The following is a 24662-nucleotide window of genomic DNA, read 5'->3' as shown; positions in this document are numbered from 1 at the left end:
CTCTTGTTGGTTGCGGGGATTTTTTAGTGAATTTTGTTTAATTTAGTTACTTTATAAATACGTTATCCGACTTTAGAAAGTAGACGCGTAGACTTCGGCAATGGCGGCTTCGTCCATATGCATGTAGGAGTTCTTCAAAAGTCGCTGCTGCTCTTTGACAACGCTTGCAGCCCAACTTTGAATCATATCCTCGGTCATTCCATACTCGTGAAGCTTGTGCTTAGGAAGAATGGTGTTAAGCGCTTCGTCGAGCTTGTCTAGTACGTCCGCTTTTTGGCATTCAAGAATATTTGCCATAAAGTCGAAAAGTTTAGAAAGCTCAGTGTTTTCAGCGCTAGTGCTGTTTTTAGTGTCGTGCTTAGCATAATATCTCAAAACGCTGGTAAGAAGAGCTGCATTCGTTTCGCCGTGAGCCACGTGGAAAGTTCCACCAAGCGGATAAGCCATCGCGTGAACGCAACCGCAGCCAGCGTTACCAAACGCAATACCAGCGTAAAGACTTGCCGAAACCAAGTCGCTTACAACTTGGCTTTTTGCGCTGCTGCCTTCTTTAACAACTCGCATATAACTTTGCAAAATAAGCCCGCAAGCCTTGTAACTAAACATTTTTGTAAGCTCGGTTGCAATAGGAGAAAGTGCGGACTCAATCGAATGCGTAAGAGCGTCAATAGAGCTGGTTGCAAAAACGTAATCAGGCAGGCTCTTTAACAATTCTGGAATAAGAACAGCGTCCGTAGCATAGCAAGCATCGTTCGCCAAACCCTTCTTGGTATTGCGCCTAGTAAGCGAGAACACCGCAACGTTCGTAACTTCGGAGCCAGTGCCGCAAGTAGTTGGAACAAGAATAAGATCCGCGCCTTTTTGTGCAGGAATCTTGCCGTCAATCAAGTCTTCAAGCGGGCTTGTTTGCTTCAACGCACAAACCTTCGAAATATCCAAAACAGTGCCGCCGCCAATGCCAATCACGCGCTTTGGAGTTGTGTGAATGTCACTAACGATTGCATCAACCATTGCGTCGCTCGGCTCACCCTTGCCGTATTTCTCTTGGAAAATCACGTCGCAATCAAGATTCAAATCGCCAAAATAAGGCTCCCAAATGTACTGGTTTGTAATAACCAAATCGCCCTTGCTGAGCTTGAATTCTTGCGCGAAGTCGCGTGCGTTCTCGAACTTATGAATAGTTGGTTTAATAGAAAGCTGCTTCATCCTAGACTCCTTTGTTTTAATCTGCATGTCTTATGCTAATAGTGCGCGTTTTGTGCGCTCTTTTGTGCGCGGATGATTAAAAAACCAAGCAACTGCTCCATTATAGAACAGATTGCTTGGTTTAATAAATGCGATTTAAGCTAATCAGCAAAGTCTAATCATCCCTTCAACAAAGCCGTGTAAGCAGCCATCGTAATGTAGTTGTACGGCTGGTTGAAGTGAGGCATGAAGAAGATGTCGCACAAAGCAAGCTCTTTAATCGTGACCTTCTTTTGAATAGCCAGCGAGAACAGGTGAATTGCGGCAGACATATCGTAGTTAGAAGCCAACTGGCATCCAACAATAACCTTCGTATCCTTCTTGTAAACGATGCGAATCTTCACCTTTGGATTCTCAACTTCCATAAACGCAGGCTTTTGAGTATCCTCAAAATCAACGTAATCAACGTCCATGCCCTCTTTTTGAGCGGCAGTCAAGCTCAAGCCAGTGCAAACAAGCTTGTAATCGTAAATCATCATTGCGCTAGAGCCTTGCACACCCTCGGTTTCTACAGGAGTTCCGCAAACGTTGTGACCTGCAATCAAGCCGCTTCGAACGGCGTTAGTAGCGAGCGCAATGTAGTTCACGCGGTCTCGAGCATTGTCGTAGATTGTAGCGCAGTCGCCGATTGCGTACACGTCTGGATCGGAAGTTTGCTGCTTCTTGTCAACGAGGAAAGCGCCGTTAGCATACTGCTTTAAGTGGTCTTTTCCGAGCGCAACGTTTGGGTGGAAGCCAATAGCGCAAATCACCATGTCGGCTTCGTAAGTGCCTTTGCTTGTTTTAACAGCCTTGACTTCAGTGTCTCCAACAATTTCTTCAACAGTTTGACCAAGTTCAAACTTAATGCCTTTATTCTCCATAATTTGCTTCAAATTATCGGAAAACTCTGGGTCAAAGTAGCCGTTAAGAATATGGTCTTCCATGTCAATAAGAGTTACGTTCTTGCCAAGGCGCTTAAAAGCTTCTGCAAGTTCTACGCCAATGTAGCCGCCGCCAAGAACCACGACGTTACGGAAATCGCGCTCTTGAAGCTTAGCGATAACAGTTTGAGCGTTCTGGAAAAGCTTTACCATTTGCACGTTTTCCAAGTCAATGCCCTTAATGCGAGGCTTGTTTGGAAGGCTGCCGGTGGCAAGAACCAGCTTGTCGTAAGAATCGTGAATAACAGTGCCGTCTTTAAGTTCGACTGTTACTTCTTTCTTTGCGTAATCAATGTCGAGAACTTTACTTTCAAGATTTACCTTAGCGCCTTTTTTAACGAAATCTTCTGGCTTCTGGTAGAACAGTCCGTCGCTGCTTTGAATCTGCTTTCCAATCCACAAAGCCATTCCGCAACCAAGGAAGGAAATATTACTATTCTGATCGTAGATGGTAAGCTCGTTTCCTGGGTAGCTCAAAATGGTGTTAGCGCAGGCAGTGCCGGCGTGATTTGCGCCAATCTGAATGATCTTCGTCATCGGTAATCTCTTTTCGTCATTGAATCTAGTTTTAGTTTTGTTTATTTCTTTTGAATTCTGCTGAAATTAATTTAATTTAGTTAATTTAATTTCGCTAAATTCTGTTGAAATTATTGTATGTGCTTCAACTGCTTTGTTTAATTCACGCTGCGGCGCGAATGCACATCCAATGCACAATACTATTACACGAATGCGAGTCTTACCAATTTTGATTTTGTGCGTGTTGTGGGGGTGTATTTCACAATCTGACTATCACTAATCTTTTTGCGAACATGAATTACATAGTAGAATCCTGAAGTTTGTATACTGTTTATATACAGTGACATTCACATATGTACAGTTTTTTGTGGTGCGTTTTAATGTTTTAATAAAGTGATATTCGTGTGAAGGGGTATTGTGATGCGTATTTTGATTACTGGTTTTACGCCATTTGATAATGAGTCTATAAATCCGTCGTGGGAGATTGCACGATCAGTGCATGCGCCTGATGGTGTGGAACTTGTTCGTTTACATATCCCTACGGAATTTAACAAGGGTGCGCAAGAAGTTATTGAAAAAATAGAGGAAGTTCACCCTAATGCCGTGCTTTCGTTAGGACAATTTGGTGGTTCTGCTTGTTTTAACGTTGAGTATGTTGGCATTAACTGTAGAGCTGCGCGTATACCAGATAATAGTGGATATAAACCTTGGTATGAGCCTGTTGTGCAGGATGGTGATGTGGCTTATAAAGCGACTTTGCCAGTTGTAAATATAGTTGAGGCTTTGAATAAGGCGAAATTGCCGGCGTCTGTGTCTTTTTCTGCGGGCGCGTACGTGTGCAATGATGTGCTTTACAGTGTTTGTTATTATTGCCATACTAGGAAATTGCCGATTAAGAGCGGTTTTATTCACGTTCCGTATTTGCCTGAGCAAGTTCTTGATAAGCCGAGTACGAGTTCCATGAGTTTAGCTGATATGCTTCGAGGTATTGAAGTTGCATTGCAAGTAATTGCGGATGATTGCTAATAATTACGAGTAATTACTAATGAATAGTGTGAAATTTTGGGGAATAGCTCGAATTGTATTTTCTATGCTCGCTCAAGCACGCGTTCAATAGCGTTATTTTGCGAAAGAAGATACACGCAATACTGGTTCATGCTTATTCCTTCGGCTTGAGATTGCTCAGCCAATTGCCTGTGTAATTCTTTAGGTAGACGCAGTTTGAATTGACCAGAATAGTCATTCAGCTCATGGTAAGACGGCTCTTTTATGTTGATTTTGCTTTCAAGAGCTGCTTCAAACCAAGCATGCTTAGCGTCCTGCGCATTTGCTGCTGCTTCCTGTTCGGAGTCTCCTGAACTTATGCATCCTGGCAAATCAGGGTAGTAGGACACAAATCCGCCTTCATCTGGATCTTTTACAATCTCAAGTTTGTATGGCAGTGACATGTAGTAGCTAAGCGTTTTATTTGTAAGTGTTTTTACCATATTTGATTTTCCTCTTTTATTTCTTCATCTTCTGCTTCTACTACAGATTTCACCATTTCTACGTATATCTTTTTGATTGGTTCATGCTTAGGAATTGTAATTGGGTTTGCGTGATTTTTGCGAAAAGTATAATGACTGCTTCCGCTTCTTGGATTGCACATTTCATATCCGTAGGCTTCTAGCACTTTTTTCAATTCATCAAATCTCATATCTTTAGATAAGCTAAGTATTCGCTTAAGTAATTTGTCCCATTGCGACATTTCACCCCCAGTTAATAGCGTATTTTTGTGTTTATAAAATTATAAGTGGTGTTACATGTGGTGTCAATGTCTACGTTGGTTTATGATACCTAGATTTAATTAGTAAATCGTTAATTGATGTAAACTTAATACTAGATTTATTCTGTAGATGATTAAGCTTTGCAAGTAGATAGGTGGTTGGTATATAGATGGCTGATAAAAATGCGGCGAATATAGGTTTTGAAAAGCAATTATGGGATGCTGCATGCGTTTTATGGGGGCATATTCCAGCTGCTGAATATCGCAAAGTAATTATTGGCTTAATTTTTTTGAGGTACGTTTCTACTGCATTTGAGAAGCGTTATAAAGAACTTGTAGAAGAAAATGATGGCTTTGAAAACGATCGTGATGAGTATCTTGCTGATAATATTTTCTATGTTCCAGAAAATGCAAGATGGAATGTGATTGCTTCTGCTGCTCATACTCCTGAAATTGGTAAAGTCATCGATAATGCAATGGATGCTATTGAGCGAGAAAATAAGAGTCTTAAGAACGTATTGCCAAAAAATTATGCAAATCCTGATTTGGATAAGCAGGTTCTTGGCGACGTTGTCGATATTTTTACAAATAGCATTGATATGAGCGGTAATGGACTTGATGAAGACATTATCGGAAGAACTTATGAGTATTGCATAGCTCAATTTGCTGCTGTAGAAGGTAAAGATGGTGGAGAATTCTATACGCCTTCCAGCATAGTAAAAACTTTGGTTTCCGTGTTAAAACCGTTCGATAATTGCCGCGTGTATGATTGCTGCTGCGGTAGTGGTGGAATGTTTGTTCAGTCTGAGAAGTTTATTGAGGCTCACAGTCATCGTCGTGGAACTATTTCTGTTTATGGACAAGAAGCTAATCCAGACACTTGGAAAATGGCTAAAATCAATATGGCTATTCGTGGTATTGATGCAGATTTAGGACCGTATCAGGCAGATACTTTTACTAATGATTTGCATCCTACTTTGAAAGCTGATTTTATTCTTGCTAACCCTCCTTTCAATTATCACCCGTGGAATCAAGAAAAACTACTTGATGATGTGCGTTGGAAGTATGGAGTCCCTCCTGCAGGAAATGCTAATTATGCTTGGATTCAGCATATGATTCATCATCTTGCTCCAAACGGGAAAATTGGTCTTGTTCTTGCTAATGGTGCTTTGTCTACTTCAACTACTTCAGAATTCGATATACGAAAGAAAATTATTGAAGATGACTTAATAGAAGGCATTATTGCTATGCCGACTCAGCTTTTCTACAGCGTTACTATACCGGTTACATTGTGGTTTATTACTAAGAATAAGAGGCAGACTGGTAAAACTGTTTTTATTGATGCCAGAAATATGGGTCATATGATTGACCGTAAGCATAGGGATCTTTCAGATGAAGATATACAAAAATTATCCAATACGTTTGAAGCTTTTCAGAATGGTACTTTAGAAGATGTTAAAGGTTTTTGCAAAGTAGCAACAACAGAAGATATAGCTAATCAAGATTACATTCTTACTCCAGGAAGATATGTTGGTATTGAAGAGCAAAATGATGACGGAGAGCCATTTGAAGAGAAGATGACTAGGCTTACTTCTGAACTTTCAGAAATGTTTGCAAAATCGCATGAATTAGAAGCTGAAATCAAGAAAAATTTGGGGGCAATTGGGTATGAAATTTGATGTTTTTTCATTAGGAGAAATTGCCAAAATCAGATACGGAAAGAACCAAAAAAATGTTCAATCAGATAATGGTGATATTCCTATCTATGGAACTGGTGGATTGATGGGATATGCTTCGCGTTCTCTATACAATTATCCATCTGTATTAATAGGGCGAAAAGGAACAATTAATAAGGTTCGTTATGTGGATCATCCGTTCTGGACAGTAGATACTCTGTTTTACACAGAGGTAAATGAGGAACTTGTAATTCCAAAGTACCTCTACTATCTCATGTCCTTGCTTGATTTGGATTCCTATAACGAAGGAACGACGATTCCAAGCCTGCGGACAGAAACGCTCAATCGGCTTGAGTTTGGCATTCCAGACCTTGATTACCAAGAAAAGGTACTGTCTATGCTTGAGCCTATTGATAAAAAAATAAAACTCAATAATGAGGTAAACAAGAATTTAGTGGCTTAAAGGTTGATGTTGGAGACATCGAGTTCACCGGTCATTAGTTTTGGGAGTAATGTATCACGTATTGTGGCAAGTTTACTGTTCTCTATACGATTCGAGATTACGAGATCATATAAAGGTGCAAGAAGGCCACCAATGCGTTCATAATCAGAATTCGAAGGTATTAGCACTCTAGATTTAGCAAGCTCTTCTCGCTTAATGTGTCCCATCGTTGTAGCCATATCAGCAGCAATTGCAGCAAATTTTTGAAGATAATAATTAGTCCATGAATAGTAAAACCACTTATCATATATATTTGATGTAACCTTAAACAGATGCTGGTTTAATCCGCATGTACCACCGCACCAAAAATCAACTAGGAGACTGCCCGACCATGAGAAAATAACATCACCATCGTGAATGATATAATCGGATTTAATGCTTGGAGAGCATAACTCGCTATTATCATTACAACACCCTTGACGAAGTTCCTTGATTTTAAGAACCGGAATGCCGCTTTCGTCAGCGGTTGGACGATATTTTTGCATAGCAAGACCGTTTAGATAGTCTGCAATGTCTATCAAACTGGCTTGTTTCCAGCCTTTGGGTAGAGTAGCAAGAGATAAAAACTCATTGGCGAATATTGATTGAGCTTGCTCCTCTAAATTCTTGTTTATTTTATTATTTTGGTTAATCTTTTCTTCAATAGAATCTAATACCGAAACTATTTTATTTTGTATAATCAAAGATGGTAAGTCTATTTCCATCGCCTCTATATCTTTTGTAGATATATTAGCCTGACTTGCACTTCCTTTTGCAATAGATGCCAAAGCATAAAAATTATTGAATGCACGGAAGTAATAGTAAATATATTTGGCATTAAGTTCTTCATTTGGAACCAGTTTGCATACTCGTTGATTAAGTAATGCCAATTGATCATCTTCATATATAGAAACTCTACCTACCCAACTTAGGGGATTGTTTTTATTAACAGGATCCCCTGTAAGTGCAAACAAAACATCTCCCTTTTCTACTATGTATTTTTCAATAATTCGTTCATCATCAACATTTACCGATACACTATCATTAAAGAATCTAACCTTACCATTCTTTAATTCTTTAATCTTGATAGTCTTATACTTTCCATCCTGCACAAAATCTTTTGACTTAAATGCATATCCATTTTGAAAGCTAGCCACTTCTCCAATTTGCATATAATCACCTTTACCTATCTATCCAATATATTTCCTATGTGCTAATTTTACATTGCTTTGTTTTACCATTGCGTATTGCAGTGTAGTATCAATCCGCTTATGACCAAGCAGTTGTTGCAATTGTTCGATAGGCATACCTTTGTCAATCGCCATCGTAGCAAGCGTGCGGCGGAACTTATGTGGATGAACTTTCAGAATATCCAGATGTTTACCCATTTCACGCAAGCGTGATTCTATACCACCAATTTTAATTCTCTCATGCGGAGAACGCAAAGTGACAAATAGTGCCGGATTATCATCAGTGCGTTCTTGCAAGTAGTTAAGCAAATGAATCTTAGTTCGTGCGTCAAAGTACACCATTCGCTCCTTGCTACCTTTACCGAACACCACACATTCCCGTTCCTCAAAGTTGATATCATTCCTGTTAAGGAGAACCAGCTCTCCAACACGCATTCCCGTTGATGCAAGCATATCTATTAGTGCCAGATCTCTTGCTTCTTCGCAATTATCGCGCATTTTTTCCAAGGCTTCATCGGTGTATGTTTCTTTGATAGTTAAAGCTGCTTTAACCTTATGGATACGACGTGCCGGACTCTTTAGAATATAATTCTCATCCTCCAACCAAGAGAAGAAGCTCGATAGAATTCTTCTAATATTGTCCACAGTAACCTTGCTTGAGTTTTTCTCATGCTGATATTCTGTCAAATATGTACGCAGATCATCTGTTTCCATCTCTCTGACATTCTTTTTAATTCTTGTTGTCATACATTCAATTGTTGCCCGATAATAAGTTAACGACTTTTCAGAGCATCCCTCGATCCGCTTGGCTGCGAGAAAATTATTCAGAAACTGTTCATTTGTTAGCTCCGCATTAGCTTCTTCCTCTGTTTCGCTTACTTGCTTATGGAACAATGCGTGTTCCAGCACTTCTTGCAGCTTTTCTAACTGCATATTGTTGAGGCAGCCGAGCATGCCTTGCATAACCTCATTTATTACTTTCTGTTTCATAGTCTATTCTCCTTTTCTATCGTAGAGAAAGACTACGGAGTGGCAATCCCTATTTTTAACTCCCGTCACTCGCAAGAGTTATGGCTGTACGCTAAACAAGAATTTAGTGGCTTAAAGGTTGATGTTGGAGACATCGAGTTCACCGGTCATTAGTTTTGGCAAGAGAGTGTCACGCAACATGGATAGTCTAATATTTTCTTCTCGATTTGAAGCAATGATATTATTGGTTGCGTCAAAATTGTCAATGATATAGAAATTGTCAAGATCTCTTGGTGCATAAAACGAAAAGTTCTCGAGGTTTCCTTTAGTAATAAATTTGATAACCGAACCACGGGCAGCTAACGTAATTTTTTTTAGATTCTGCTTAATTGCGTAGTATAACCATGCCGTATATTTTTCATTGTAAGGAATCAAGACATAAGTGCGCTGGTAAGCCTCAAATTTGCCATTATAAAATTTTGCATTAAAGTCCCCATTTCCAGCGACTAGGATTGCACTCCCTTCGAATGAATAGTCATCTGTCCAAGAAAGATTTTGAGAGCAACTGAAAAATGGATACAGACCACTTATTGAAGAAACATTTGCATTTTTTTTGCCAGTTATTACGGGTAGGAACTCGCTAAGCTTATATTCCTTCCAATCAGGTGGAATGTTTCCATTAAATGGCTCGAAATCTACGAACCAAGACTTAAAAATTGCCTGTGCTTGCTCCTCTAAATTCTTGTTTATCTAAATAAATTTGCTTATATAGTGCAAAACTTCTCAAATAGTAGGATAATAATAGAAATCCTAATACGAGGGAGTGTGAAGCATGCAAGAATCCTATACTGAAGCAGATTATGAAAATTCTATAATAGAGCTTTTTCAAAATATGGGTTATAAGCATGTATATGCTCCAGATTTAGAACGTGATTTTTATAGCCCTTTATACGAAGAAGAGCTTAATGATGCTCTGCATAGGCTGAATCCTAGTGCGTCAAAACATGCAATATCAGAAGCATTGCGCAAAATCAAGAACTTTGAGAATGCAGAGCTTGTGCAAAAGAATGAATTATTCATGAATTATTTGCAAAATGGCGTTGAAGTAAAATATTTTGAAGATGGTGAAGAGCATTCAGATATTATTTATCTTGCAGACTACGAAAATAAGAATAATAACTCTTTTGTGGTAGCTAATCAGTGGACATATATTGAAAATAGCAATAAGCGACCTGATGTTATTTTGTTCCTTAATGGATTACCAGTAGTTTTAATGGAACTGAAATCTCCTTCTAGAGAAAACACTGATGCTTCAGAAGGTTATTTGCAAATTAGGAATTACATGCAAGAAATTCCTTCCATGTTCATATACAACTGCATTTGCGTTATAAGTGATCAGCTTACTAGTAAGGCTGGCACTATTACTTCCAAAGAAGATCGTTTTATGTGTTGGAAATCTAAAGATGGAAGTTATGAAAATACACAATATGCGCAATTCGATACTTTCTTTGAAGGCATGTTTACTAAAGAACGCTTGCTTGATATTATAAAAAACTTCATTTGTTTTTCAGAAAATGGCAGTGAATTAATAAAAATTTTAGCTGGCTACCACCAATATTTTGCTGTTAAAAAAGCTATTGAATCAACTAAGCGTGCGTCGGAAACAGATAGAAAAGGCGGTGTTTTTTGGCATACACAAGGCAGTGGAAAATCGTTGTCTATGGTGTTTTATGCGCACTTGCTTCAGCAAGTCTTAAACAGTCCAACAATAGTTGTTATTACTGATAGAAATGATTTAGACGATCAATTATATTCTCAGTTTGCTAAGTGCAAGGATTTTCTTAGGCAAGAGCCTAAGCATGCTGAAAGTCGTAATAATTTAAAGAGTTTGCTGGAAGGAAGAAAAGCAAACGGAATTATCTTCACTACTATGCAAAAGTTTGAAGAGTCTTCTGAGCCATTGTCAGATCGCAAAAACATTGTTGTTATGGCTGATGAAGCGCATCGTAGCCAATATGGTCTTTCTGAAAAAGTAAACAGTGAAGGCGAAATTAAAGTAGGTAATGCGCGAGTTATAAGGGATGCTCTACCTAACGCAACTTTTATAGGGTTTACTGGAACGCCTATTGAAGCTAAAGATAGAAATACTCGCGAAGTATTTGGTGATTATATTGATGTTTATGATATGACTCAGGCTGTTGCCGATGGGGCCACAACTCCTGTTTACTATGAGAGTAGGGTTGTAAAGCTTAGGCTTGATGAATCAACTTTGCGCATGATTGATAATGAATATGATGCAATGGCGGATTATGCTGATTCTGAAGTTATTGAGAAAAGTAAAAGAGAAGTTGCAACGCTTGATGCAATTCTTGGTAATGATTCAACAATAGACTCACTTGTTAAAGATATTATTACTCACTATGAGAATTATCGCGAAAATCTTTTAACAGGCAAGGCAATGATTGTTGCGTATTCTCGTGAAATTGCAATAAAAATTTATAATAAGATTCTTGAATTAAGACCTCAATGGGATAAAAAAGTCAAGGTTGTAATGACTGAAAGCAACAAAGATCCTGAAGAGTGGAGAGCAATTATAGGCAATAAAAGTCATCGTAAGGCTCTGGCAGAAGAGTTCAAAGATGACAATAGTGATATGAAGATTGCAATAGTTGTTGACATGTGGCTTACTGGATTCGATGTGCAGTCGCTTTCGACCATGTATATTTATAAACCGATGAAGGGCTATAACCTTATGCAAACTATTGCGCGCGTAAACAGAGTATTTGCAGGTAAAGAAGGTGGCTTAATAGTAGATTATGTAGGCATTATTTCTGCTTTGAAGCAGGCTATGAAAGACTATACTGTTAGGGATAAAGAAAATTATGGTGATATGGATATATCTCATTCTGCTTATCCTAAATTCTTAGAAAAATTGTCGATTTGCAAAGATCTTTTTTATGGATACGATTATTCAAAATTTGTTAATGGAACTAATTTAGAAAGATCAAAAGCTGTTTCTGGAGCAGTCAATTTTATACTCGATGTAAGTAAAGAGAAAGAATTAAAGAATTTTGTAAAAGAAGCGCTTCTATTGCATCAAGCATTATCTTTATGCTCGTCAATTGTTGAGCGTGATTTAAGAGTTGAAGCGGCATTTTTTGAGTCTGTACGCGTTATTTTATCTCGTATAAGTGATAGCGGATCTGGCAAGAAAATTTCTCTTCAAGAGATGAATAGCAGAATTAACGACCTTCTTAAGAATAGTATTAAAAGTGAGGGTGTTATAAATCTTTTCTCCGATTTTAAGGAAGGTTTTTCAATTTTTGATTCTGAATTTATGAGTGAAGTTTCAAAAATGAAGGAAAAGAATATTGCTGTAAAGATTTTGGAAAGTCTTATTTTGGAACAGGTTCGCATATACAAAAAGACCAATGTTGTAAAATCTGAAAAGTTTAGCGAAATAATGCAAAATATTATAAATAGATACATTAATGGCATGATTACCAACGAAAAGGTCATAGAAGAATTATGCGATATGGCTAAACAGATTATGCATGAAAAAAATATTGGTAAAGAACTTGGTCTTACTGATGAAGAACTTGCTTTTTATGATGCATTAACAAAGCCGCAAGCGATAAAAGATTTTTATGAGAATGACCAGCTTGTTGCCATTACAAAAGAGCTTACAGAAACATTACGTAAAAATCGCACTATTGATTGGCAAAAGAAAGAATCAACGCGTGCCAAAATGAGATCCTGCGTCAAGCATCTTCTAAAGAAGTATGGTTATCCACCTAAAAAACGCGAGTATGCACTTGAAACTGTTATAAAGCAGTGTGAACAGTGGTCCGATAGAACAGATTTGTAGTGTAGTGAATGTCTGCGCGTGTTGTGGAGGAGTTTACCCCCACAACAGCCACTTATGTTGAAGGTGTGGTATAAAAGTCTTATGTTTTCTAAACGTGCTATTACCATTTTTGCGGCTGCTGTCGTAACTGCTTTAACGTTGGGTACGTTGAGTGCTTGCGAGCCGCAGGGTAAAGCCGTTGGTAGCACTGGTCGCGCTGGAGACATAATCCACGATGGTGTGGATATTGATGATATTCATCTTCTTGTGATTGGTTCAAAATTAGCTGCGCTTGATGACGAAGTTATGAAGCATTGTAAAACGTCAAAATTGAGTGCTTCTTATGTGCCACTATCAAATGTTATTAATCCCAACGAAGCGGCTCAGCAAGCTATTCGCGCTGCAAGCGAGCAACCTGTTTCATTAATACTTATAGACGCGCTCGACGTAACAGGCGTTGACGATCCGCATAACGCTAATAATCAATCAAATATAAAAGAGAATAACAAGCTTAATAACAGCACTCGCAATAAACAAAACGAAAGCAAAGCATGGATTTCTGCGCTGCAATACGCGCGTTACGCTGGAGTGCCAGTTGCGTTAATAAATCCTGTAAAAGCACCAAAAGACGCAACTTTATACGCAGCTACTTTGTATTTTGATAGCGATGGAAGTGGAATTGGAAAAAATATTCATGAATCTGATTTATCAAAAAATAGCGAATCTTTAAACAATAAAAGCAAGAAATCAAAATTTGAGCGTTCGTCTTTGCTAAGCATTGTTCGAGCAATAATTGACAATACGCCACACGGTAGGGAAGTGATTATAAATGACAAATAACGAACAAAACGCAATGGCATCTACAGAAATTAGCAAAAATAACGCTATTGCGGTGCTTCCTAAAGTAGAAGTTTCTGGTTTGAGCACAGAAGAAGTTGCGCAGGCAGTCTCTCGCGGAGATGTGAATATTACTTCTAAGCAGACTTCTCGCTCTTTAATGGATATTGTGCGCGCGAACGTGTTTACATTGTTTAACGCGATTATTTTCACAGCAATGGTTGTTGTGCTTGCCACTGGTTCGTGGAAGGATGCTGTTTTTGGTGTGGTAATTCTGGTAAATACTGGAATTGGCATTGTGACTGAATTAAAAGCAAAGTGCACTTTGGATAGGCTTTCTATACTTGTGGCGTCTTACGCAATGGTGCGTAGAGGTGGAAAAAATATTGAGATTCCGCACAAAGATATTGTGCTTGGGGATGTTTTGTGGCTTAGAGCTGGCGAGCAGGTTCCAGCGGATGTAGAAGTGTTGGAATCGTGGGGTTTGGAAATGGATGAGTCCATGCTCACGGGCGAGTCTGCTACAGTTCGAAAAGCAAAAGGTGATAACGTTTATTCCGGATCTACTGCAGTTTCTGGAATGGCTTTAACGCGTGTTACTGCCGTAGGAGAGCACAGTTATGCGGCAAAATTGGCGGCGCAAGCGAAAGTTTATACCAAAACAATTTCCGACTTAAGCCGTGGAATTAACACGATTTTGAAGTATATGACGATGGTTGTGGTGCCTTTGTGTGTGCTGCTTGTGTGGTCGCAAATGCACAAGGTTGGCGGATTTGTTGAAGCTTGGCAGACTGGTGCTTGGAGGGGAGCTGTTGTTTCTGCTGTTGCAGGCGTTGTTGGCATGATTCCAGAAGGATTGGTTCTTCTTACTTCGCTTAATTTTGCGGTGGCTGCTATGCGGCTTGCTCGTAAGCAAACGTTAGTTCAGGAGTTGGAATCTGTAGAAACTTTAGCGCGCGTAGACTGCTTGAATCTGGACAAAACTGGCACTATAACCGACGGTGGTATTGCATTCGTTGGCGTGGAAAATCTAGATAATAGTGGTGCCGAAATATCTTTGCAGACCAACTTGCAAACCAATCAAGCTTTATTCGACTTATCAAATGAAGAAAATCCGAACGCAACAGGTGTTGCGATTATGGAAGGGCTTGGCTCTAAAGGAGTTGCAGCTAGCCAGCATGTATCTAACCGTCTTCCATTCTCTTCTGCTAGAAAGTGGAGTGCTGTGCAATATGTACAAAGCAGTGGAGAGCGTGCAACTTGGTATATGGGTGCTCCGGAAGTGTTGCTCAGCGCGATTGATTATGCAAATACTAATGAACTTTTAGCGAAAGTTAATTCTTATGCGGAGCTTGGTGAGCGCGTGCTGCTGCTTGCAAAAGTAAGTAGCGATAGTAGCAGCGTAAGTAGCGTAACAGAAACAGATAAAACTTTTGGTGATTCTCCAACTATTTGCGTAAATGCTCATCCTATTGCTTTAGTTCGCTGCTCTGAGCGTATTCGTGATGATGCTCGCAAAACGCTTAAATGGTTCCGTGAGCAGGGTGTGCGTTGCCGCGTAATTTCGGGAGATAACCCTACAACAGTTGCGGCTGTTGCTGCAAAAGTTGGCTTAACAGGAGATCGCAAGCCTGCTGCAATGGACGCTAGAAAATTGCCAGAAGATATTAACGAATTGGCTAAAGTGCTTGAAAATGTGGATGTGCTTGGGCGCGTGCTTCCTCATCAAAAGAAAGCGATTGTTCAGGCGCTTCACACTCAAGGTCATGTTGTTGCTATGACTGGTGATGGCGTGAACGATACTTTGGCTCTTAAAGAAGCTGATTTGGGCGTTGCTATGGGCAATGCTGCTCCTGCTGCAAAAGCTGTAGCTCAAGTGGTTCTTGTTGATTCACGATTCTCGCATTTGCCGGATGTTGTGGCTCGCGGTAGGCAAGTGATGGCAAATATGGAACGTGTGGCTGGCTTATTCCTTGTAAAAACTGTTTATTCTGCGCTTATTTCTGCAGGAGTTGTGCTTCTAGCGTTGCACTTCCCGTATTTGCCTCGTCACATTACTTATATTGGTTCTTTAACTATTGGTATTCCAGCATTTTTGCTCGCTTTAGCACCTAATACTCGTCGATACATTCCAGGTTTCTTGAAGCGAGTTGTTCGTTTTGCTGTTCCTAGCGGATTTGCTATAGCTGCTTCTGTGCTCGCTACTGCTGTTATAGCTCCGCGAGTTTTGGGATTAAATCTTGACGATGTTGTTGCAAATAATTTGATAGCATCTCGTTTTATTGTCTCAAACGTGCAAGCTTTGGTAACTACTCGCAGTATTTGTTCCGTAATCGTATTTGTTCTCGGCATACTCGTGCTTGCAAGCGTTGCCAAGCCGTTGCGCTCGTGGAGAGGAATTATGGTTGCGCTATTTGCTGCAGCTGGAGTTGCTGGAGCTTTTATACCGTTTACTGCAAAATTCTTCGAAATTCACGTGCCGACTGCAGGAAGCGCGTTTACTGTAATGCTTATAGCTGTTGTTTTAGCTGTAATCTTATGGTTTGTGTGCGTGAGTTTAGCAAACTTGTTATCTAAACAAAGTAAGAAGTGAACAATCTAACATATTTCTCATGTAATTAGTGTGTCGACGTGAGCTTAATGATGCTTACAATAGATACGTGTTTAGTATTTTAGAGATGTTTTCAGTAGGCGTTGGTCCTAGTTCATCACATACAGTAGGTCCTATGCGAGCTGCGTGTTCGTTTGTTTCATCGCTTAAAAAAAGTGGTAGTCTTGCAAACGTTGCGCACGTAAGTGTGACTCTTTACGGATCACTGTCTTTAACAGGTCTTGGTCATGGCACTGATCGCGCTTGCGTTGCAGGTCTTGAAGGAAATCTTCCAGATAATGTAGACACTGATCATATGCTTACTATTCGTCAGGAATGCAAAAAAACTGGCACTTTAACGCTCGCAGGTGAACATACTATTGCTTTTGATTACGATAAGGACGTAATTTTTGAAAAATGGATGCGAATGGTTGTTCATCCTAATGGAATGCGTTTTGTTGCAACTGATTCTGACGGAAATAAAATCGATGAGCAAGTTTGGTATTCAATTGGCGGCGGATTTATTCGTCAAGGGTGTGCAGATGATGCAATGGTTGGCTTGCATGAGCGTGTTACTGAGCAAGATGAAAATAATGCCAATAAGAATGGTGTAAGCGAGAATAATAGCGAAAGTAATAGCGAAAGTAATAGCGAAAGTAATAACGGAAATAGTAGTGATAATGCTGCAAGCTCCTCAAATCAAACAAAAGATTCCACTGTACCTTATCCTTTTACTTCATGCGACGAGCTTATAAATATTTGCCGAGAAAAGTATATGTCAATAAGCGATGTTGTGTGGCAAAACGAGCTTGCATTGCATGAAGGTGATGCTGACTACGTGCGCAACTATTTGCTGCATGTTTGGAAAGTTATGAGTAAATGTGTAGAAAACGGATGCAACTCAAAGCAACCGATTTTGCCAGGAGGTCTTGATGTGCCTCGCAGAGCTCCTCACATGTATGAGCGTTTGGCTGCAAATTCAGACATGCTTCGTAACAATCGTCGTCGTTCGGATGCTGCTTTAGAAAGTTCAGACTCTGCGTGGGTTAATCTTTTTGCGCTCGCTGTTAGTGAAGAGAATGCTGGTGGTGGGCGTATTGTTACTGCTCCAACGAATGGTTCTGCAGGAATTATTCCTGCAGTATTGCAGTATTATTGGCGATTTGTTGATTCTGCTAATGAAGATGGAGTTGTGCGATTCTTGCTTGCTGCAGGTGCTGTTGGTTACTTATTTAAACGAAATGCTTCAATTTCTGGAGCTGAAGTTGGTTGTCAAGGAGAGGTTGGTTCTGCTTGTTCGATGGCTGCTGCAGGATTGTGCGAAGTGTTGGGAGGGACCCCGGAACAGGTTGAAAATGCTGCAGAAATCGGTATAGAACACCATTTGGGATTAACTTGCGATCCTGTAGGCGGTTTGGTACAAATTCCTTGTATTGAGCGCAATGCTATGGCTGCAAATACAGCAATTAATGCTGTTCGAATGGCAATGCTTGGAGATGGCTCGCACATGGTAAGCCTTGACAAAGCGATTAAGACTATGAAAGAAACTGGTCATGACATGATGTCTAAATATCGCGAAACCTCAAAAGGTGGGCTAGCTGTAAACGTTGTTGAGTGCTAATTTGCTAATATTTTTGCATTAATTCGTTGATGTTTTGAGATTAATTTTTGCTAAGTTATACACAATGCGTATATTTCATGTACATACGTAACGTTTCAGTGCTAATCTAGGACAGGTTAATCTAGGAAGTGTTAGTCTAAACTGCATTTATTCGAATGTGCATTTACTTAAATGTACTATTTAAAATGCGCTGCTTTAGTAATGCAGGATGGTTAAAAGCTGTCTGTGTAGATGTTATACTGTTCAGATTATACTGTTTGGAGTTTGTAAAGGAGGAAATATGGCACAAGATATGCCAGAAGTGATTGCAGAATTTGGCACTACGCCAACGGTGACGTTCCCTGAATCTGAACCGCCAGCAGGCCTTAAAGTTGTTGAATTAGTTGAAGGTAATGGTCCTGTAGTTCGTGCAGGTGACACTGTAACTGTGAATTATCATGGTGTGGTTTGGGGTAGCGACAAGCCATTTGATTCAAGCTTTGCTCGTCATACTCCAGCTAGTTTTGGTATTGGTGTCGGTCAAGTGATTCAGGGCTGGGATCGTACTGTTCCAGGTCATAATGTTGGATCTCGTTTGTTGATTTCTATTCCTCCAGAGTATGGTTATGGCTCTCGTGGCATACCGCAAGCCGGTATTGGCGGCGGAGACACGTTGGTATTTGTTGTTGATATTATTTCAACTCGTTGATAGAAGAGCGTGAATTTTATTTACGAACGCATAGTTTTTATTTTTAGAGATTGTTGTATAAGGAGGTAGCAATGGCTGAAGAAAAAACTATTTTACTTACGCAGGAAGCGTATGACAAACTAAAAGAAGAGTTAGCACATCGTGAAGGTGAGTATCGAGAAGAAATCACTGAGCGTATTGCTGCAGCTCGTGCTGAAGGTGATTTGTCTGAAAATGGTGGTTATCAGGCTGCTCGTGAAGAGCAAGGAAAGAATGAAGGTCGCATTAATGAGCTTATTGTAAAGCTTCGTAATGCGAAGATTCTTGAAGCACCGAAGGATGGCACTGTTGGCAATGGTTCTTTGGTTACTCTTGAGCTTGCAGGTCGAGAAATGACTTATGTTCTTGGTTCTCGCGATATTGCTGTAGCTACGGATTATGACGTTATTAGCCCGGAATCTCCAATTGGGGCAGCTATTATGGGTGCTCATGCTGGTGATACTGTTAGCTATGCAGCTCCAAATGGACGTGAAATTTCAGTGACAATTAAGGATTCGCATCCACTTGCGTAAGTTGCGTAAGTTACATGATTTTCATAATCTGCATAAGTTGATTTTATAAATATTATTCTCCCCACTTAGTCCATATTTTGAAATAAGTGGGGAGAATATTTTTTGAGGGGTTGGTGGGTAAGTTCTATTATATTTTTCGCAAAACTGTAACAACTTTTCCCATAATAGTTGCGTGTGATCCGTCAATAGGAGAGTAAGCCGGATTATGTGGAATAAGCCATACGTGACCGTGGTCATTTCTGAAAGTTTTAACAGTTGCTTCGTTATCTAACAGTGCTGCAACAATGTCTCCATTTACAGCCTCATGCTGCTCTCTAACTACTACATAATCGCCATCGCAAATAGCGGCGTCAATCATCGAATCGCCGTGTACTTCAAGCATAAAAAGATTTCCTGTACCTGTAAGACGTTCTGGCAATCGCATTACATCTTCAATATGCTGTTCTGCTGTTATTGGAGCTCCTGCTGCGATTCTTCCCACTAGAGGAACATCTCTAGAATTTATAACAGAATCAGATTCGTATGCGCTAATATTGGCAACTCTTGAAGAATTTTTATTAATTTTGTTATTTGAATTCTTTTCAACAATTGAATTATCAAGAATTTCAATAGCGCGACCTTTATTTGCATTAATTCGCAAAATCCCTTTATCTTCAAGTGTTCGCAATTGATGTTTCACAGAAGATGGGCTTCTAAGTCCAACTGCTTCTCCGATTTCGCGGAAAGAAGGAGGGAATCCATGAATTTTTATATTGTTTTGGATGGCATTGATAATATTGCGTTGGCGGTCAGTAAGTGACATTGCGCTAATATCGCTAGCATTAATGCCATTGTTATCGTTATTTGTGCCATCGTTATTCATGGTGCTCCTTTCGCTTTTACTATTTTAACGCACTTTCTTAAAAAAATCAAACATCTGTTCGACACGCCGTTGCAACTATCGAACAAATGTGTCATTATTAATACATCTGTTCGATAGAACAAATGTTCAGTCGATTAAGGAAGGAGAAAGGATAATTATGAGTACGTCATTAATTAGAAGTGGCAGGGAAGTTAGAGTAGGTATGCAAGAAAATACTTATTTGATTCGTAAACGCTGCGTTTCTAATAAGCATGCGCGCAAAACTAGAGTTTTTCGTGTAACTGTACTTTTGATGACAGCAATAACATTCTGTACATTGTTTATGCCAAAGACTGCTGTTTCTGCAATACCTGAAAGAGTTGTTACATATACAGTTCGTCCTGGAGATACGTTATGGAATTATGCTGCTACTATTACTCCTAAAAACGGTGATATATCAGATAATGTAGAGCGTTTAATGGCTTTAAATCATCTTTCTTCTGAAGATTTGGTTATCGGACAGTCTATTAATGTTCCATTAAATGATGCTCAATAGTTGATTGAGTGCAAATAGTATGAAAATGGGGGAAATATGAGAAGGGAAAATATTACTATATTTGAAATTGAAACTGATGAGCTAAGTTTTACTGAAAATGATGATGTAATATTCAGTGTGTTTTATGGAGTATTTCGGATTATGGACAATAAAATCGTATAATATTCGGAAATATTTGAATAAAGTGAATAATATTATGTAGTTTTTCGCTATTTTTTAGTATGCTGAATATATGCATTGTCCTTTTTGTAAGAATTCTGATACGAAAGTTATAGATACTCGTATCAGTGAAGATGGTTACTCTATTCGCCGTAGACGTGAATGCCAAGTTTGTGGTAATCGATTTACTACGGTGGAAACAACTCAGTTGCTTGTAATGAAGCGTTCAGGCTCTATTGAACCTTTTGATCGGGCAAAAGTTGTTGCCGGTGTTAGCAAAGCATGTCAAGGACGTCCCATTAATGCTGAAGCGTTAAAGACAATTGGTATGCGAGTAGAAGCTGATTTGCGAGCACGAGGTTTAGCGCAAGTTACATCTGAAGAAGTTGGCAAAGCTATTCTTAAGCCATTGCGTGAATTAGATGAAGTTGCATATCTTCGTTTTGCAAGTGTGTACCAAAACTTCGCAGGTCTTGAAGATTTTGAACATGCCATTGAAGATTTAAAGCGCAGTAAAACAGAAAAATAATAATTTTATCGATTATTGTTACAGAATATCTATTCCCTGCGCTTTTGCATTATTTTGAGTTCTATTTCTCAAAATTTGCGTCATCTGCAGTGCGTATTATATGCAATTTTTGAGTTGGTCTAGTCATTGCAACATATAGATTGGCTGCAGCAGTTAGTCTAGATGCTGCTTCCTGCTCAATCTGAGAAGGTTGCAACACTATGACAGCGTCATATTCAAGACCTTTTACTTCCTCAGCTGTGCAAACGCTGCATTGGCAATCATCGGCATTTTGTTTGTTTAACTGATTCCATAATTTTTCAGGTAATGCATGTTCTAATGCTTGATTTACAACCTTTTTAGCATGGCTAACCATACTGTTAGGAGTAATGATTGCAATACGACCACTACCATCATCAGAGACAAATTTTTCGAATAGTTTTGTACAAGATTCTGCAAGTGCAGTATCGAGTTCATCTTGTGATTCAACCGTTTGTGATACGAGTGAATCAGGTACTGAGCGAACTGCATGAACAGTAGAAATGTATAATCCTGAATCTGTTGCAACTTTGCTTGCTGCTTCAGAAACTTCACTAGGATTTCGATAATTAATTGTTAACTCGTAAAGATCCCAATTTGGTTCTCCAAATAGAGAATTCATATTCTTCTGCCATCTGTGAGTTCCTCCGAGCGCAGAAGTTTGTGCAACATCGCCAACAATAGTAAAGGAGCGTGAAGGACAACGACGAATAAGCATTCTCCAATCCATTGCTGTAAGCTCTTGAGCTTCATCGACAACTACGTGACCATATGTCCACTCGCGGTCAGAAGCTGCTTTACGGGCAAGCATTCCTGCATCGTTGCCTTGCAGATTATCAAGAAGCATATCGGCAGTTACTATGCCATTTCCAATACCAGCTTGTGCTAAAGTGTCAGCTGCAAATTGTTGTTCTTCAAGTTTTTTTGCTTGTGCTGCAGATCTTTGAGCGTCAAGTTTTGGATCAGGACCGAGCAATTCCATAGCTTCATCAAGTAATGGAATATCAGAACGAGTAAGCGGGCTGCCCTTTGGTCTAGTAAGTGAGTTAATGTCTTCGTCGCTTAACCAAGGTGCGTATGTGCGTAATTTGTCAGGTTTAGCAAAAAGTTGGTCAATGAGCCATTCTCCAGTCATAGGTAACCATGCAAGATTTAAAGTAATGCGCAGTTTATCGTCAAGACGAAGTTGAGAAGTTATATCGTTTAATTCAGCTTGATCTGGAACATAATCAAGTTTTTCCAAATAACGATTTTTCAATATGCTGAGCACGGTTTTTATAAAAGTATTTCGTGCCTGGTTATGCGGCTGGTGAGTCCGTTGAGCATCTGATTGAGCTATCTCAATATCTTCTTTTAGAAGAGGAATACTAAATCCTCCAACATGAATTGTTGGAAGATTTTTAGGAACGCGAATACGAGCGGCAATTGCATTCGCAATAACTGTTCGCATACGATACATTCCTTTTAATTTTGCTGCGTATGGAGAATCTTCATCTGTAGCACAAATTCCAGGAATTAAGTCGGAAATAGTTCTACTTACTACACCTGTTTCACCAAGAGAAGGGAGTACTTGATCAATATAACGCAAGAATGCCGAACTTGGACCAACAATAAGAACTCCTGAACGCTCAAGTTTGCGCCTGTGAGTGTATAACAAATAGGCTGCTCTGTGCAAAGCAACAGCTGTTTTTCCTGTGCCAGGACCTCCCTGTACAACAATAGTGTGATCAAGAGGAGCGCGAATAATTCGATCTTGTTCTGCTTGAATAGTGGCAACAATATCAGTCATTTTGCCGGTTCTGCGAGAACCTAAAGATGCGAGCAGTGCTCCTTCACCAGTAAGAGTACCTTGTTGTGAAGCTTTTCCTATTTCATCAGAATGTATGTCAAGTACTTCATCTTCAACACCAATAACGTCTCTGAAACGGAGTGTAATATGACGACGCATAACAATATCGCCATGATGCGAAGGGGTTGCCTCATAAAAAGGTCGTGCAGCTTCAGCGCGCCAATCTGTAAGAATAGGATCATGGTTTTCGCTAAGCAAACCAATGCGACCAATGTATCGCCTAATGCCTTCTGTGTTATCAAGTCTTCCAAAAACAAGACGATCTTCAACAGCTCGTAATTGTGTAAGACGATCTTCGTACATGGTTGCGAATGAGTCGCGCTCTGTGCGCTGTGTTGGTGAACCGTGCGAACCTGACGCGCGCACAGCGTCTAAGCGCGCGCGAATAGTATTACGCAAATCATCTAGACGGCTATAAGCTCGGTCAACAGCTTGTTGTTCTTCGCTAAGTTGTGAGGAATAGGTAGACATACGCTTCCATTCTTCGTAAAATCTGCAGCCAAATCAAAGCCAATTTTTAGGCATTTAAGTGTATCTCGAGGCATAAACCACTGATTTATTTCGTGTTGTAATCTAAATTAAAACAAGCTAAAAGCTTAGCGAATAATTGCGTTTTATTTTGCCGCAAAAATATAATCTAAACATATGTTTATAAGGGTTGATTTTGAATTATAGAGAGATAGAATTCTTGAGTTGTGAAGCATAAAACGATGAGGTTGACGCCTACTAGTTTGTTGCAACTTAGAAATAAACAGAATGGCTTACTGCATCACTGTTGATGTAGCGAGTTTGTAATCAGAAAGGTAGTTCACATGAAGAAGCTTATTCTTGATTTGGATACTGGTGTTGATGATACCTTAGCAATTTCTTATGCTCTTGGTAGCCCTGAGGTTGAGCTGATCGGTATTACTGGTACGTATGGCAACGTTTTAATGGAACAGGGCGTTCGTAATGCTCTTGCTATAACAGATTTATTTGGACATCCAGAAGTTAAAGTGTATCGTGGTTTGCCGCATGCGAGCAAGAAAGATTCGTTTGAAGTTCTGTCTATTTCTGCATTCATTCACGGTGACAATGGTATTGGCGATGTTGTTATTCCAGATTCAAAGCGTGAAGCTGAGTCTGAGCCAGCTGTTGATTTCATAATTGATTCAGTTAAGACTTATGGCAAGGATCTTATTTATGTTCCAACTGGTCCTATGACAAATATTGCTGCTGCATTGCATAAGGCTCCAGAAATCAAAGATGAAATTGGTAAGATTGTTCTTATGGGCGGTGCTCTTACAATTCATGGAAATGTAACTCCTTGGATGGAAGCAAATATTTCCCAAGATCCAGATGCAGCAGACGTCCTATTCCGTTCTGGCGCCCCTGTAACAATGGTCGGTTTGGATGTGACTTTGCAAACCTTGCTTACCTATAAGGAAACGCAACAGTGGCGTGACCTTGGTACAAAGGCTGGCAAGTTCCTTGCAGATATGACCGATTTTTACATTAAGGCATATGAAACAACGGCTCCACACCTTGGTGGCTGCGGTTTGCACGATCCGTTGGCTGTTGCAGTTGCTGTTGACCCAACGCTTGTTACAACTCTACCAATCAACATGCAGGTAGATGTTGAAGGCCCAACTCGTGGACGCACAATTGGTGATGTTACGCGCTTGAATGACCCTGTTAAAACAATGCAAGTTGCTGTTGGTGTTGATGTTCCACGATTCTTGAACGAGTTTATGACGCGCATTTCTGGCTTGGCAAAAATCGCTGGATGAGTGTGGATTTTACGAGTTTTAGCTCCGCTTTTTGTTGTTCGA

21 protein-coding genes are annotated in these 24662 nt (G+C 39.7%); 12 read left to right on the top strand and 9 right to left on the bottom strand.

Annotated elements, in window-relative coordinates:
• Positions 1-72 precede the first annotated feature (72 nt).
• Both HXT48_RS04330 and nox read right to left on the bottom strand, forming a co-directional pair.
• Complete coding sequence (locus HXT48_RS04330) at positions 73-1206, bottom strand: 4-hydroxybutyrate dehydrogenase (protein WP_102155279.1); 1134 nt, start codon at positions 1204-1206, stop codon at positions 73-75.
• Positions 1207-1364: 158 nt separating this feature from the next.
• The gene (gene nox, locus HXT48_RS04325) at positions 1365-2705 is read right to left on the bottom strand and encodes a H2O-forming NADH oxidase (protein ID WP_033888677.1); all 1341 of its coding nucleotides are present in this window, start codon (positions 2703-2705) and stop codon (positions 1365-1367) included.
• A 399-nt stretch (positions 2706-3104) separates the two neighbouring features.
• Between nox and HXT48_RS04320 the strand changes: the two genes are divergently transcribed.
• A complete protein-coding gene (locus HXT48_RS04320; RefSeq protein ID WP_102155277.1) occupies positions 3105-3710 on the top strand; it encodes a pyroglutamyl-peptidase I in 606 nt (201 codons plus the stop codon).
• 62 nt (positions 3711-3772) lie between these two features.
• On the opposite strand, the gene HXT48_RS04315 is transcribed toward HXT48_RS04320, so the two are convergent.
• Both HXT48_RS04315 and HXT48_RS04310 read right to left on the bottom strand, forming a co-directional pair.
• A complete protein-coding gene (locus tag HXT48_RS04315; protein WP_076002768.1) occupies positions 3773-4171 on the bottom strand; it encodes a toxin-antitoxin system HicB family antitoxin in 399 nt (132 codons plus the stop codon).
• Positions 4165-4431, bottom strand: a complete 267-nt coding sequence (locus tag HXT48_RS04310) for a type II toxin-antitoxin system HicA family toxin (RefSeq protein WP_076002769.1) — start codon at positions 4429-4431, stop codon at positions 4165-4167. The genes HXT48_RS04315 and HXT48_RS04310 overlap by 7 nt, the downstream gene beginning before the upstream one ends.
• A 188-nt stretch (positions 4432-4619) precedes the next feature.
• Between HXT48_RS04310 and HXT48_RS04305 the strand changes: the two genes are divergently transcribed.
• Together HXT48_RS04305 and HXT48_RS04300 are read left to right on the top strand one after the other, a co-directional pair.
• Positions 4620-6128, top strand: coding sequence for a type I restriction-modification system subunit M (locus HXT48_RS04305; RefSeq protein WP_076002770.1), 1509 nt, complete (start codon positions 4620-4622; stop codon positions 6126-6128).
• Positions 6118-6588 (top strand): restriction endonuclease subunit S, encoded by a 471-nt coding sequence (locus HXT48_RS04300; RefSeq protein ID WP_018638196.1) that lies wholly within the window; start codon positions 6118-6120, stop codon positions 6586-6588. Before HXT48_RS04305 ends, HXT48_RS04300 begins: the two co-directional genes overlap by 11 nt.
• On the opposite strand, the gene HXT48_RS04295 is transcribed toward HXT48_RS04300, so the two are convergent.
• The 3 genes from HXT48_RS04295 to HXT48_RS04285 all read right to left on the bottom strand — a co-directional run bounded on the left by HXT48_RS04295 (position 6585) and on the right by HXT48_RS04285 (position 9389).
• Positions 6585-7778, bottom strand: coding sequence for a restriction endonuclease subunit S (locus HXT48_RS04295; RefSeq protein WP_415688201.1), 1194 nt, complete (start codon positions 7776-7778; stop codon positions 6585-6587). The genes HXT48_RS04300 and HXT48_RS04295 overlap by 4 nt on opposite strands.
• Before the next feature lie 18 nt (positions 7779-7796).
• Complete coding sequence (gene xerA, locus HXT48_RS04290) at positions 7797-8786, bottom strand: site-specific tyrosine recombinase/integron integrase (protein ID WP_004131423.1); 990 nt, start codon at positions 8784-8786, stop codon at positions 7797-7799.
• 111 nt (positions 8787-8897) lie between these two features.
• Positions 8898-9389, bottom strand: coding sequence for a restriction endonuclease subunit S (locus HXT48_RS04285; protein ID WP_421793198.1), 492 nt, complete (start codon positions 9387-9389; stop codon positions 8898-8900).
• A 208-nt stretch (positions 9390-9597) separates the two neighbouring features.
• Between HXT48_RS04285 and HXT48_RS04280 the strand changes: the two genes are divergently transcribed.
• From HXT48_RS04280 to HXT48_RS04255, 6 genes are all read left to right on the top strand, one after another.
• A complete protein-coding gene (locus HXT48_RS04280) occupies positions 9598-12633 on the top strand; it encodes a type I restriction endonuclease subunit R (protein WP_076002771.1) in 3036 nt (1011 codons plus the stop codon).
• 81 nt (positions 12634-12714) lie between these two features.
• Complete coding sequence (locus HXT48_RS04275; protein WP_076003152.1) at positions 12715-13452, top strand: hypothetical protein; 738 nt, start codon at positions 12715-12717, stop codon at positions 13450-13452.
• A complete protein-coding gene (locus tag HXT48_RS04270) occupies positions 13442-16042 on the top strand; it encodes an HAD-IC family P-type ATPase (protein WP_076002772.1) in 2601 nt (866 codons plus the stop codon). Before HXT48_RS04275 ends, HXT48_RS04270 begins: the two co-directional genes overlap by 11 nt.
• A gap of 85 nt (positions 16043-16127) precedes the next feature.
• The gene (locus HXT48_RS04265; protein ID WP_421792988.1) at positions 16128-17660 is read left to right on the top strand and encodes an L-serine ammonia-lyase; all 1533 of its coding nucleotides are present in this window, start codon (positions 16128-16130) and stop codon (positions 17658-17660) included.
• A gap of 280 nt (positions 17661-17940) precedes the next feature.
• On the top strand, positions 17941-18348 hold the full coding sequence (locus HXT48_RS04260) for an FKBP-type peptidyl-prolyl cis-trans isomerase (RefSeq protein ID WP_004107148.1): 408 nt from the start codon (positions 17941-17943) through the stop codon (positions 18346-18348).
• A 71-nt stretch (positions 18349-18419) separates the two neighbouring features.
• Complete coding sequence (locus HXT48_RS04255) at positions 18420-18899, top strand: GreA/GreB family elongation factor (protein ID WP_004110818.1); 480 nt, start codon at positions 18420-18422, stop codon at positions 18897-18899.
• A 127-nt stretch (positions 18900-19026) separates the two neighbouring features.
• Here the strand turns inward: HXT48_RS04255 and lexA are convergent, their stop codons facing one another.
• Positions 19027-19701, bottom strand: coding sequence for a transcriptional repressor LexA (lexA, locus tag HXT48_RS04250; protein WP_102155756.1), 675 nt, complete (start codon positions 19699-19701; stop codon positions 19027-19029).
• A gap of 217 nt (positions 19702-19918) precedes the next feature.
• On the opposite strand from lexA, the gene HXT48_RS04245 reads away from it, so the two are divergent.
• Both HXT48_RS04245 and nrdR read left to right on the top strand, forming a co-directional pair.
• Positions 19919-20296 carry a LysM peptidoglycan-binding domain-containing protein gene (locus HXT48_RS04245; protein ID WP_012914030.1) on the top strand — a complete coding sequence of 126 codons (378 nt, stop codon included), beginning with the start codon at positions 19919-19921 and terminating at the stop codon, positions 20294-20296.
• 232 nt (positions 20297-20528) lie between these two features.
• Positions 20529-20984 carry a transcriptional regulator NrdR gene (nrdR, locus tag HXT48_RS04240; protein WP_012914031.1) on the top strand — a complete coding sequence of 152 codons (456 nt, stop codon included), beginning with the start codon at positions 20529-20531 and terminating at the stop codon, positions 20982-20984.
• Positions 20985-21045: 61 nt separating this feature from the next.
• On the opposite strand, the gene HXT48_RS04235 is transcribed toward nrdR, so the two are convergent.
• Positions 21046-23322 carry a HelD family protein gene (locus HXT48_RS04235; RefSeq protein ID WP_421792987.1) on the bottom strand — a complete coding sequence of 759 codons (2277 nt, stop codon included), beginning with the start codon at positions 23320-23322 and terminating at the stop codon, positions 21046-21048.
• A 341-nt stretch (positions 23323-23663) separates the two neighbouring features.
• Between HXT48_RS04235 and HXT48_RS04230 the strand changes: the two genes are divergently transcribed.
• Positions 23664-24620: a nucleoside hydrolase gene (locus HXT48_RS04230; protein WP_012914033.1), complete on the top strand. Its 957-nt coding sequence runs from the start codon at positions 23664-23666 to the stop codon at positions 24618-24620.
• Positions 24621-24662: the final 42 nt, after the last annotated feature.

The organism is Gardnerella sp. KA00127 (assembly GCF_049244125.1).
Taxonomy (GTDB): Bacteria; Actinomycetota; Actinomycetes; order Actinomycetales; family Bifidobacteriaceae; genus Bifidobacterium; species Bifidobacterium swidsinskii.
Note: the sequence above shows the minus strand (reverse complement) of the source record. Positions and strands in the feature narration are given on the sequence as shown.

What these genes read in the sequence shown, in the direction of transcription:
- HXT48_RS04275 (WP_076003152.1), top strand. Translation starts at nt 12,715, where the DNA reads ATGTTTTCTAAACGTGCTATTACCATTTTTGCGGCTGCTGTCGTAACT.
- HXT48_RS04300 (WP_018638196.1), top strand. Translation starts at nt 6,118, where the DNA reads ATGAAATTTGATGTTTTTTCATTAGGAGAAATTGCCAAAATCAGATAC.
- HXT48_RS04310 (WP_076002769.1), bottom strand. Translation starts at nt 4,431, where the DNA reads ATGTCGCAATGGGACAAATTACTTAAGCGAATACTTAGCTTATCTAAA.
- xerA (WP_004131423.1), bottom strand. Translation starts at nt 8,786, where the DNA reads ATGAAACAGAAAGTAATAAATGAGGTTATGCAAGGCATGCTCGGCTGC.
- HXT48_RS04255 (WP_004110818.1), top strand. Translation starts at nt 18,420, where the DNA reads ATGGCTGAAGAAAAAACTATTTTACTTACGCAGGAAGCGTATGACAAA.
- HXT48_RS04315 (WP_076002768.1), bottom strand. Translation starts at nt 4,171, where the DNA reads ATGGTAAAAACACTTACAAATAAAACGCTTAGCTACTACATGTCACTG.
- HXT48_RS04260 (WP_004107148.1), top strand. Translation starts at nt 17,941, where the DNA reads ATGGCACAAGATATGCCAGAAGTGATTGCAGAATTTGGCACTACGCCA.
- HXT48_RS04295 (WP_415688201.1), bottom strand. Translation starts at nt 7,778, where the DNA reads ATGCAAATTGGAGAAGTGGCTAGCTTTCAAAATGGATATGCATTTAAG.
- HXT48_RS04245 (WP_012914030.1), top strand. Translation starts at nt 19,919, where the DNA reads ATGAGTACGTCATTAATTAGAAGTGGCAGGGAAGTTAGAGTAGGTATG.
- HXT48_RS04320 (WP_102155277.1), top strand. Translation starts at nt 3,105, where the DNA reads ATGCGTATTTTGATTACTGGTTTTACGCCATTTGATAATGAGTCTATA.
- HXT48_RS04270 (WP_076002772.1), top strand. Translation starts at nt 13,442, where the DNA reads ATGACAAATAACGAACAAAACGCAATGGCATCTACAGAAATTAGCAAA.
- HXT48_RS04265 (WP_421792988.1), top strand. Translation starts at nt 16,128, where the DNA reads ATGTTTTCAGTAGGCGTTGGTCCTAGTTCATCACATACAGTAGGTCCT.
- HXT48_RS04230 (WP_012914033.1), top strand. Translation starts at nt 23,664, where the DNA reads ATGAAGAAGCTTATTCTTGATTTGGATACTGGTGTTGATGATACCTTA.
- HXT48_RS04330 (WP_102155279.1), bottom strand. Translation starts at nt 1,206, where the DNA reads ATGAAGCAGCTTTCTATTAAACCAACTATTCATAAGTTCGAGAACGCA.
- HXT48_RS04305 (WP_076002770.1), top strand. Translation starts at nt 4,620, where the DNA reads ATGGCTGATAAAAATGCGGCGAATATAGGTTTTGAAAAGCAATTATGG.
- HXT48_RS04235 (WP_421792987.1), bottom strand. Translation starts at nt 23,322, where the DNA reads ATGTCTACCTATTCCTCACAACTTAGCGAAGAACAACAAGCTGTTGAC.
- nox (WP_033888677.1), bottom strand. Translation starts at nt 2,705, where the DNA reads ATGACGAAGATCATTCAGATTGGCGCAAATCACGCCGGCACTGCCTGC.
- lexA (WP_102155756.1), bottom strand. Translation starts at nt 19,701, where the DNA reads ATGTCACTTACTGACCGCCAACGCAATATTATCAATGCCATCCAAAAC.
- nrdR (WP_012914031.1), top strand. Translation starts at nt 20,529, where the DNA reads ATGCATTGTCCTTTTTGTAAGAATTCTGATACGAAAGTTATAGATACT.
- HXT48_RS04280 (WP_076002771.1), top strand. Translation starts at nt 9,598, where the DNA reads ATGCAAGAATCCTATACTGAAGCAGATTATGAAAATTCTATAATAGAG.